This is a genomic window from Amycolatopsis sp. NPDC033938, from assembly GCF_055575975.1.
The window spans coordinates 233472-243522 of sequence record NZ_JBVIRO010000014.1; the positions used below are offsets into that span (position 1 = coordinate 233472).

Annotated in this window: 9 protein-coding genes; all 9 read left to right on the forward strand. The window is 68.9% G+C overall.

The window, feature by feature from the left end:
* Positions 1–81: 81 nt before the first annotated feature.
* The 9 genes from ACZ5ZX_RS30130 (at position 82) to ACZ5ZX_RS30170 (ending at position 9903) form a co-directional block, all read left to right on the forward strand.
* The gene (locus ACZ5ZX_RS30130; protein ID WP_465505354.1) at positions 82–1410 is read left to right on the forward strand and encodes a sugar ABC transporter substrate-binding protein; all 1329 of its coding nucleotides are present in this window, start codon (positions 82–84) and stop codon (positions 1408–1410) included.
* Complete coding sequence (locus tag ACZ5ZX_RS30135; RefSeq protein ID WP_465505355.1) at positions 1407–2363, forward strand: carbohydrate ABC transporter permease; 957 nt, start codon at positions 1407–1409, stop codon at positions 2361–2363. Before ACZ5ZX_RS30130 ends, ACZ5ZX_RS30135 begins: the two co-directional genes overlap by 4 nt.
* Entirely contained in the window at positions 2360–3226 is an 867-nt protein-coding gene (locus tag ACZ5ZX_RS30140) for a carbohydrate ABC transporter permease (RefSeq protein ID WP_465505356.1), read from the forward strand. Before ACZ5ZX_RS30135 ends, ACZ5ZX_RS30140 begins: the two co-directional genes overlap by 4 nt.
* 27 nt (positions 3227–3253) lie before the next feature.
* On the forward strand, positions 3254–4555 hold the full coding sequence (locus tag ACZ5ZX_RS30145; RefSeq protein WP_465505357.1) for an alpha-L-fucosidase: 1302 nt from the start codon (positions 3254–3256) through the stop codon (positions 4553–4555).
* A gap of 13 nt (positions 4556–4568) precedes the next feature.
* Entirely contained in the window at positions 4569–6011 is a 1443-nt protein-coding gene (locus ACZ5ZX_RS30150) for a polysaccharide lyase 6 family protein (RefSeq protein WP_465505358.1), read from the forward strand.
* Between the two features lie 82 nt (positions 6012–6093).
* Positions 6094–7134, forward strand: coding sequence for a LacI family DNA-binding transcriptional regulator (locus ACZ5ZX_RS30155; protein ID WP_465505359.1), 1041 nt, complete (start codon positions 6094–6096; stop codon positions 7132–7134).
* Entirely contained in the window at positions 7131–7892 is a 762-nt protein-coding gene (locus ACZ5ZX_RS30160) for a sugar phosphate isomerase/epimerase family protein (RefSeq protein ID WP_465505360.1), read from the forward strand. The genes ACZ5ZX_RS30155 and ACZ5ZX_RS30160 overlap by 4 nt, the downstream gene beginning before the upstream one ends.
* Positions 7889–8521, forward strand: coding sequence for an SGNH/GDSL hydrolase family protein (locus tag ACZ5ZX_RS30165; RefSeq protein WP_465505361.1), 633 nt, complete (start codon positions 7889–7891; stop codon positions 8519–8521). Before ACZ5ZX_RS30160 ends, ACZ5ZX_RS30165 begins: the two co-directional genes overlap by 4 nt.
* A 71-nt stretch (positions 8522–8592) precedes the next feature.
* Positions 8593–9903 carry a protein kinase domain-containing protein gene (locus ACZ5ZX_RS30170; protein ID WP_465505362.1) on the forward strand — a complete coding sequence of 437 codons (1311 nt, stop codon included), beginning with the start codon at positions 8593–8595 and terminating at the stop codon, positions 9901–9903.
* Positions 9904–10051 lie beyond the last annotated feature (148 nt).

Below are 10051 nucleotides of genomic sequence, written 5' to 3' on the forward strand. Positions count from 1 at the left end.
CGGACCATTGACCCCGGACCGGGAAAGCGCTTACCGTCCCTGCGGAGTAGACGGCGTGGTCCACAGTGAACAGGAGAAGCGATGCGGAAATCGCGGTGGATCGGCGTGGGACTCACTGTCTCAGCGCTGGTTCTTTCGGGCTGCTCGGCAGGCCCCGCAGGCACGAACGTCGCGCAGGACACCAAGGCCCCACTGGAACTGTGGACCCGGACGACCCCCGGCGGCGCCGGTGAGCAGGCCACGAAGCGGCTCGCGGAAGCGTTCGAGAAGGCCACCGGCTTCAAGGTGCAGGTCACCGCGATCTTCGACGACTTCGAGACGAAGCTGGCCCAGCGCGCCGCCCAGCGCGACCTGCCGGACATCGTGATGAACGACGTCACGCAGGTCGGCACCCTGAAGAGCCAGGGTCTCGTGCGTGAGATCGAACAGGGCAAGATCAAGCACGCCTCGGAGCTGACCGAGCAGGCGCTGAAGTCCAACCAGACCCCGGACGGCAAGCTGTACGGCCTGCCCTACAGCGCGCAGGCTTCGGCGCTGCTGATCCGCAAGGACTGGCGGGAGAAGCTCGGCAAGAGCGTCCCGCAGAGCTGGCCCGAGCTGGTCGACCTCGCCAAGGCCTTCACCACCGGCGACCCCGACGGCAACGGCAAGAACGACACCGCGGGCCTGAACGCGACGCTGTCGACCAAGCGTGGCTACGCCTCCTGGTACTTCTCCAACTTCCTGTGGGCCGCGGGCGGCGACTTCATCACCGAGACCGGAGGCGGCAAGTACAAGCCGTCGATGAGCACCCCCGAATCGCTGGCCGCGGTGCAGTGGTTCCGCGACCTCGGCTGCAAGGACAACGTGATCCAGCCCGGTTCGGTCACCATGCCGACCCCCGCCACCAACGAGACGTTCGAAGCGGGCAAGGCCGGGATGTACGTCGTCGGCCCGTACCTGCTGCCGCGGTTCGACAAGGCGCTCGGCAAGGACAAGTACGAGGTCGTCCCGATGCCGAAGGGCGCCAAGAACGCGGACGTGCTCGCCGAAGGACTGTCGATCTACATGATGGCCGGTTCGCCGAACCAGGCCGGGCAGGACGCCTTCGGTGACTTCGCGATCTCGGCCGACGGCCAGAAGATCGGCATGGAGGGCGACACCGCCTTCATCGTCCAGCTCCCGGTGAACAAGAACGTCGACATCACCCAGGTCCGCCCGGACCCGCGCTGGAAGACCTACGCCGAGATCTACGCCAAGTCCGGCCACTACGCGCCGTCCATCCCGAACTGGACGCCCGTCCGCCAGGACACCGCCGACACGGTCAGCGCGCTCGTCGCCGACTGCAAGCTCGACACCAAGGCGGAACTGGCCAAACTCGACACCAAGCTCACCGCGACCTTGCAGCAACAGGGGATCAGCGCGTCATGACGGTAGATCACGCCAAGCCGGCGGCCGTCGGCGCGGACCGTCCCGCCACCCGGCGGGCGCCCGCGCCGAAGGCCCGCGGGCGCAGCGACCGCGACGGGAAGTGGTGGACGCCGTGGCTGTTCCTGGCCCCCGCCCTGATCCTGTTCGTGTACTTCAAGTTCATCCCGATGATCACCGCGGTGACGATGTCCTTCCAGGACGTCCAGCCGTATCTGGGCAACCAGTGGGTCGGCGGGCAGAACTACGGCACCGTCCTCGGTGACGAGGCGTTCCACTCCGCCATCTGGCACACCGTGATCATCGCGGTCGGGCAGACGGCCGGGTCGATGGTCATCGGCCTCGCCCTCGCGCTGCTGATGGAGGGCCAGAGCAAGCGGCTGAAGTTCCTGCGCTCGGCGGCGTTCCTGCCGGTGGTGGTGCCGATCGCGGTGGTCGCCGAACTCTGGCGGATCATGTACCACCCGACCGAGGACGGGATGCTGAACTCCATCCTCGGCCTGGTCGGGCTGGGACCGTCGGGCTTCATCAACGATCCCGATACCTCGATGATCTCGGTCATCATCACCGGCATCTGGCGCGGTGCGCCGTACGACATGATGATCTTCCTGGCGGGCCTTGCCGGGATCGACCGCGGTCTCTACGAAGCGGCCACTGTGGACGGTGCCTCCCGCTGGCGCAAGATCCTCCACGTGACACTGCCGGGTCTGCGGTCGGTGTTCTCGATCCTGTTCGTCCTCGCGGCGATCCGCGGCCTGCGCGTGTTCACCGAGGTGTTCCTGCTGACCAACGGCGGGCCGAACGGCTCGACGGAGGTCGCGATGACCCTGATCTACAAACTCGGCCTGGAACAGAACCGGCTGGGCGTCGGCGCGGCGGGAGCGGTCCTGCTGTTCCTCGCGACGCTCGTGCTGACCCTGTTCGTCCAGGTGCTCCGACGGAGGCGAGACGCATGACCGCGGCCAACGATTCGGCACTCGGCCTCGACGCCGTCAAGTCGCCGGGCGGACGGATCCTGAAGTTCGTCCTGTACGCCCTGCTGCTCCTGATCTTCGCCGGACCGCTGCTGGCCCTGCTGGTCAGCGCGTTCAACGACGTCTCCGATCCGACGGCGCTGAGCGTCGTCCCGTCGAGCCCCACCCTGGGCAACTTCGGCATCGCCTTCGACCTCGGTGTCGGGAAGTACCTGCTCAACTCGTTCCTGGTGGTCGGCTTCGGCCTGCTGCTGCAGGTCATCGTCTCGGTGCTGGCCGGATACGCGTTGGCGCGCAAGAAGTTCCGGTTCATGACCTTCGTGCTGGTCGCGATCCTGGCGACGCTGATGCTGCCGGAGGAGATCCTCGCGATCCCGCTGTCGCTGATCCTGTCGGACCTTCCGGTGGTGCACTTCAACCTGATCGGCAGCCTCGCCGGGATGATCGTGCCGCTGGGCGCGTGGGCCTTCTCGATCCTGGTGATGACCGAGTTCATGAAGGACGTCCCGCGCGAACTCGAAGAGGCCGCCCGGATCGACGGCGCCGGAGATCTGCGGATCTTCGCGCAGATCATCCTGCCGATGTGCAAACCCGCGCTCGGCGTGATCGGCGTCTTCGGCTTCACCATGATCTGGGACCAGTACCTGCTGCCGCTGCTGGTGTCGACCGACGCGTCGACCTACACCCTGCCGCTGGCCCTGCGGACACTGCGGATCGACACGAACGTCACCCCGGGCGTGATCATGGCCGCGTCGCTGCTGGCGCTGCTCCCCTCGGTCGCCGCGTTCCTGTTCTTCCAGCGTTCGTTCGTCCGCGGGCTCGCCTCGGGCGCGCTCAAGGGCTGACCGAGACAATCAAGGAGCGATCCTGTAGTGAGTTCCACCGCCTGGTTCACCCACGACCGGTTCGGGATGTTCGTCCACTGGGGACTGTATTCGCTGGCCGCCCGGCACGAATGGGTGCAGAACCGCGAAAAACTGACCGACGAGCAGTACCGCGTCTACTTCGACCACTTCGAGCCGGACAAGTACGACCCGCGTTCCTGGGCGCGGGCCGCGAAGGCCGCGGGCATGACCTACGTCGTGCTGACCACCAAGCACCACGACGGTTTCTGCCTGTGGGACAGCGATCTCACCGACTTCAAGGTCACGAACACCCCCTACGGCAAGGATCTTCTCGGTCCGTTCGTCGACGCCTGCCGCGAGGAAGGCCTCAAGGTCGGCTTCTATCACTCGCTGATCGACTGGCACCACCCGGCTTTCCCCGTCGACGGCACCCATCCCCGCCGTGACGACGCGGAGTACATCGCCGCGCACCAGTACGCCGACATCGCCGAATACCAGCTCTTTCTGCACGGCCAGGTCCGTGAGCTGCTCACCCGCTTCGGCACGATCGACTACCTGTTCTTCGACTTCTCGTACCAGGGCCGCAAGGAATGGTGGGGCGGCAAGGGACCGGACGACTGGGACTCCCCCGGCCTGCTCGCGCTGGTCCGCGAACTGCAGCCCGGCATTCTCGTCAACGACCGCACCGGCATCCCCGGCGACTTCATCACCCCGGAGCAGTACCAGCCGTCCGGTCCGATGACCCGCGACGGCGTCCCGGTGGTGTGGGAAGCCTGCCAGACCCTCAACGGCAGCTGGGGTTACGACCGCGACAACCTCGACTACAAGAGCCCCGAACTGCTCATCCGGATGCTGGTCGACGGCGTGTCCAAGGACGGCAACCTGCTGCTCAACGTCGGGCCGAACGGCCGGGGCGAGATCGACCCACGAGCGCTCGAAGTGCTCGCGGAACTCGGCCGCTGGATGGACCGGCACGAACGCTCCATCCGCGGCTGTGGCCCGTCGGCGTTCACCGCGCCCGCGGACTGCCGATACACCCAGCGGGGAGACCGGCTCTATCTGCATCTCTTCAGCTGGCCGATGAACCACGTCCACCTGCCCGGGATGGCCGGGCGGGTGCGCTACGCCCAGTTGCTCGACGACGCCTCGGAAATCCGGCAGGTGCACACCGATCCCGGCCAGACCGCGCAGAACACCCAGATGGGCGGGCAGCCGGAAGGCACGCTCACCCTCAAACTCCCCATCCGGAAACCGGACACCCCGGTTCCGGTGATCGAGCTGTTCCTGAGCACAGAAAGCCCCGCCGCCGAAACCCTCCCCACCGATTGAGCACGGAGGCATCATGGATCGCAGAAGGTTCCTCAGCGGCGCCACCCTCGGCGCCGCGCTGATCACCGTCCCCTGGGTCACCGCGGGCACGGCGTCGGCCAAGCCGAAGGGGTTGTGCGCGCTGAGCGTCGGTTCGCTGACCGAACTGCAGAACGCGATCGACCAGGCGGGCCCCGGCACGGTCATCACCGTCACCAACGGCACCTACACCGTGCCGACGGGCAGCCCGATCAGCGTCAAGGGCAGGCGCGGCACCAAGGATCAGCCGATCACGATCGTCGCGCAGTCCCGGGGCGGGGTAACCCTCAACGGTGAGCAGAGCTTCGTCTTCGACGACTCCACCGGTGTCACGATCAGTGGGTTCAAGTTCCGCCAGAGCACCACGCTGGAGATCCCGCCGAACTGCTCGCGGATCCGGCTGACCCGCAACGATCTCCAGTTCGCCGACCTCACCGACCTGGACTGGGTGATGGTCCGCGCCGACAACAGCAAGATCGACCGCAACCACTTCCACCACAAGACGACACTCGGCGTCATGCTCTGCATCGAGGGTGCGGACGAGGACAAGATGGCCGTGGACGTCGAAGTCTTCCGGAACTACTTCTCCGACCACACCTTCCCCGGTGACAACGGCGGCGAGCCGATCCGGCTCGGCCTCAGCCCGCGTGCGCTCAGCACCGCCGGCGCCAAGGTCGAGTTCAACCTCTTCGAACGGGCGAACGGCGACCCGGAGGCGATCTCGATCAAGTCGTCGGGCAACTTCATCCGCAACAACACCATCCGGAACAGCAAGGGCGGCATCGTGCTGCGGCACGGGAACAACACCTTGGTCGACTCCAACTTCATCCTCAGCGGCAAGGAAGGCATCCGGATCTACGGGAACGACCACAAGATCGTCAACAACTACGTCGCCGGCCTGTCCGGCAGCGCGCTGGTCGTGGGCAGCGGCTCCGTCCGGGACCACTTCCCGGGTGAGTCCAAGGAATCCCGGCGCGGCAACGACGCGGCGGACCGCGTGCTCATCGCGCACAACACGCTGCTGAACAACGGCGGCACGCTCGCCGGCGAGACCAAGCGGACGATCGAACCGCGCGACTGCACGATCTCGGACAACATCTTCGTCGGCGGCAGCGGCGATCTGGTCGCGATGAGCACCACGGGCAACTTCACCTGGTCGGGCAACATCCTGTGGGGTTCGGGCGGGGACGGCAACATCCCGGCGGGCACCTTCCGCCGGATCGACCCGAAGCTGGTGCAGGGCAGCGACGGGATCTCGCGGCTCGCCGCGGGCAGCCCGGCGATCGACGCGGCCACGCTGACCACCGCACCGACCACTTTGGACCTCGACGGTCAGGCCCGCGGCAGCCTGCGCGACGTCGGGGCGGACGAGTACTCGACGGCCGCCATCGCCAACCGCCCGCTCACCACCGCGGACGTCGGACCCGGCGCTCCGTAGCCAGGCGGTCAACATCAGAGCCGGGCTCACGCCGGCGTCCGTCCTCGCCGGCGTGAGCCCACCGCACCACCGAGGAGGAACCATGCCGCAGCGCGCCGCGGGTTCGGTCACCTTGGCCGATGTCGCCCGTGAGGCGGGAGTGTCGCTCGCGACGGCGTCGAGGGCGCTCAACGGTGGCACCAGACAGGTCAGCGGGGGCCTGCGGGAATCGGTGCTGCGGGCAGCGGAACGGCTGCGGTACACCACGAACGTGCCTGCCCAGGCGATGGCCCGCGGCCGAGGCAACGTCGTGGGACTGCTGGTGCACGACATCGTCGACCCGTACTTCTCCTCGATCGCGTCCGGCGTGATGCGCGTGGCCGCCCGGCACGGGCTGACGGTCACCATCGCGAGTACGGAAAACCGGCCGGAGAAGGAACTCGAATACGTCACGACGTTGCGCGGGCAACGGGCACGCGCGGTCATCCTGGCCGGTTCGCGCAACGAGGACAGCGCCCTGCAACGGAATCTGACCAAGGAACTCAAGGCCTTCGAGGCCGCCGACGGCCGGGTCGTGGTGATCGGGCAGCGGAAACTGCCGTTCGACACCGTCATGCTGGAGAACCGGCCGGGTGCGGCGGCACTCGGTGAGCGGCTCGCCGGGCTCGGGCACCGTGACTTCCGCGTGCTCGCCGGGCCGCCGGGACTGCTGACCTCGCGCGATCGCGTGCTGGGCTTCCGCGACGGGCTCGCCTGCCACGGCGCCTCCCTGCCCGGGCACCACGTCCTGCACGCGGAGTTCACCCGCGACGGCGGGTACGCGGCGATGGTGCGGGCGCTCGAAGGCGGGTTCCGCCGCGGCTGCGTCTTCGCGGTCAACGACGTGATGGCCGTCGGCGCGATGGCCGCGTGCCGTGACCGCGGGCTGGAGGTGCCGTCGCCCATCGCGGTCGCGGGGTTCGACGACATCATCACCTTGCGCGACATCAGGCCTTCGCTGTCCACCGTGCGCGTCCCGATCGAGACGATGGGTGAACAGGCACTCGACTTCGTCCTCGCCGACCGCGCGGCCAGCCCTCGCGTCCGGCCGGTCACCGGCGAGGTCGTGCTGCGGGAAAGTACTCGACTGTTGGAGGAACGATGATCCGCCCGGGACTGTGTTCGGTGACGCTGCGGCGGCTGGACGCCGACGAGGTCGCCCGCCGTACCGCGGAAGCGGGACTGCGGGTGATCGAGTGGGGCGCCGACGTCCACGTGCGCCCAGGTGACGACTGGGCGGCCGACCGCGCGCTCGAAGCCATGGCACGGCACGGGTTGACCTGCGGCTCCTATGGTTCCTACTTCCGCGCCACCCCGGTGGAAACCGGGAAGTTCGGCGACATCGCCGCGACCGCGGTCCGGCTCGGCGCCACCAGGATCCGGGTGTGGGCGGGCAAAGCGGGCTCGGCGGACGTCGACCCCGAGGAGCGGGAGCAGGTGGTCGCCGGTCTCCGCGAGGCCGCCGACGTCGCGGAGGCGCACGGTCTCGAAGTCGCGCTGGAGTTCCACGGCGGGACACTGACCGACACCGCCGCATCGACCGTCCGGCTGCTGGAAGAGGTCGGCCGCGACAACCTCGGCACCTACTGGCAACCGCCTCAGGACCTGCCGGACGAACCGGCGCTGGCAGGACTCGAACACGTCCTCGACCGGGTCCGCGCGGTGCACGTCTTCTCGTGGTGGCCCAGCAACGAACGGCATCCGCTGACCGCGAGGACGGAGTTGTGGACGCGGGCGTTCGCGCTGCTCGCGAAGACCGGACGCCCGCTCGACGCGCTGCTGGAGTTCGTTCCGGACAACGATCCGGCCCTGATCCCCGGTGAGGCCGACTCCCTCCGCAAGCTGATCGAGGCGGGCGCGTGAGATTCACCGACGCCGACCGTCTGCTGTTCGCGGGCGACTCGATCACCGACTCCAGCCGCGACCGCGAGGATCCCGCGTCGCTGGGCAAGGGGTACGTCCGGCAGATCGCGGACCGCTTGCCAGGCGGGCCGGTGGTGCTCAACAAGGGCCTCAACGGAAACCGCGTCTACGACCTGGAAGCCCGGTGGACCACCGACGTCCTCGCGGAGCGGCCCACGGTGCTGACCGTGAAGATCGGGATCAACGACACGTGGCGGACCTTCGACCGCGGCCTGCCGAGCCCGATCGACGAGTTCCGCGCCGCCTACCGCCGTCTGCTGGCCGGTGCGCGGCGGAATCTCCCGGCGGAGTTGTACGTCATCACGCCGTTCCTGCTGCCGGTCGAACCGGAGCAGCACGAGTGGCTCGACGATCTGGCTCCCCGGATCGAGGTCGCGCTGGAGGTCGCCACCGAGTTCGGCGCGCGGCTGGTGCGCGCGGACCTGTTCATGCCGCGGGCGGCGGAAGAGCACGGCGCGGCGACCCTCGCGCCGGACGGCGTCCACCCGAGTCCGCTCGGTCACCGGCTGCTCGCCGAGGCCTGGCTGGCGACGGCCGGTGCTCCGATCGAGGAGGTACAGCGGCCCTAGCCGATAGAGTTGTCCCCGGGTGAACCGGAGCGCCAACGGATCCGTGTGCTCACAGGAGATCAGGGGGCGGCGTGACACGTGAAGGCGAGCTCGTCGCCGGCCGGTACCGGCTGGAGCGCAAGGTCGGCCGGGGCGCGATGGGCGTGGTGTGGCAGGCGCGGGACGAACGGCTCGGCCGGACGGTCGCGGTCAAGCAACTGCTGCCGGGCACCGTGCCGGACGACGCGCCGTTCCGCTCGATCGTGCGCGCGATGCGGGAGGCGCGGGTCGCCGCCCGGCTCAAGCATCCGCACGCCGTCACCGTGTACGACGTCGCCGAGCAGGACGGAACCCCGTTCCTGGTCATGGAGTTCCTGCCGTCGCGGCCGCTGACGGACCTCCTCGCGGACGACGGCCCGCTCCCGGCGGGGCGAGTGGCGGAACTCGGCGCGCAGGTCGCCTCGGCGCTGGCCGCCGCCCACGCGGACGGGATCCTGCACCGCGACGTCACGCCCAACAACATCCTGATCGCCGAGGACGGCGGCGCGAAGATCGCCGACTTCGGGCTCTCCCACGCCACGGGCGAAGGGACCATGACCGGCGACGGGCTCGTCGTCGGCACTCCGGCGTTCCTCTCCCCCGAGGTCGCAGACGGCGAGGAACCCGGCTATCCGTCGGACGTGTTCTCCCTCGGTTCCACGCTCTACACCGCGCTGGAGGGCGCGCCGCCGTTCGGCACCGACGGCAACCAGATCGCGCTCCTCAAACGGGTCGCCCGCGGCGAGATCACCGCGCCGCGGAACTCCGGTCCGCTCACCGACGTCCTGCTGCGGCTGCTCCGGCGCGATCCCGGCGAGCGGCCGGACATGGCCGAGGCCGAGCGCCTGCTCAGCGCGGTCGCGGACGGCCGTCCGGCGATCCTGTCGGGTACGAAACGACTTCCCGCGCCCGCCCGCCGGTCACGGCTGCCGTTGGCCATCGCGGGCGGTGTGGTGGTGGCGAGTGCCGTACTGGGCGGGATCCTGCTGTTCGACGGCGACTCACCAGACACCCCGGCGGCGCCGCCCGTGCCGGGGCAGAGCACCACCGTCGAGCGGCCGGTGTGCGAGGCGCACTACGAGGTGACCAATCGCTGGCCCGGCGGTTCGGAGATCCGGGTCTCCGTGCGGAACGCGAAGGACACCCGGCTCACCGGCTGGGAGGTCAGCTGGACCCTGCCTCCCGGAACCCGCATCGCCAATCTGTGGAACGGTTCCCTGACACAGGAGGGCGATCGCGTGCGAGTGTCCGAATTGGACTGGAACGCGGTCCTGCCCGCCGGCGGGACGACCACCTTCGGCTTCATCGCGACCATCGACGGCGAGGGCGGGACTCCGCCGGTCGCGGAGTGCCGCAGCTCCTAGGCGCGCGGTGGGTCCGGCAGCGGCTGAGCCGTGAAGGCCGTCACGAGCCTCACCAGCAGCACCGGTCACAACGGCTGCGCGTGAAGGCCCCCTTCCCTCGGCTGAGCCGAGGGAAGGGGGCCTTCACGCGCTTCCCCCACGAGCCAGG

Excerpts from the sequence above, each read along its gene's own strand:
- ACZ5ZX_RS30155 (WP_465505359.1), top strand. The coding sequence starts at position 6,094 with ATGCCGCAGCGCGCCGCGGGTTCGGTCACCTTGGCCGATGTCGCCCGT.
- ACZ5ZX_RS30135 (WP_465505355.1), top strand. The coding sequence starts at position 1,407 with ATGACGGTAGATCACGCCAAGCCGGCGGCCGTCGGCGCGGACCGTCCC.
- ACZ5ZX_RS30150 (WP_465505358.1), top strand. The coding sequence starts at position 4,569 with ATGGATCGCAGAAGGTTCCTCAGCGGCGCCACCCTCGGCGCCGCGCTG.
- ACZ5ZX_RS30130 (WP_465505354.1), top strand. The coding sequence starts at position 82 with ATGCGGAAATCGCGGTGGATCGGCGTGGGACTCACTGTCTCAGCGCTG.
- ACZ5ZX_RS30160 (WP_465505360.1), top strand. The coding sequence starts at position 7,131 with ATGATCCGCCCGGGACTGTGTTCGGTGACGCTGCGGCGGCTGGACGCC.
- ACZ5ZX_RS30140 (WP_465505356.1), top strand. The coding sequence starts at position 2,360 with ATGACCGCGGCCAACGATTCGGCACTCGGCCTCGACGCCGTCAAGTCG.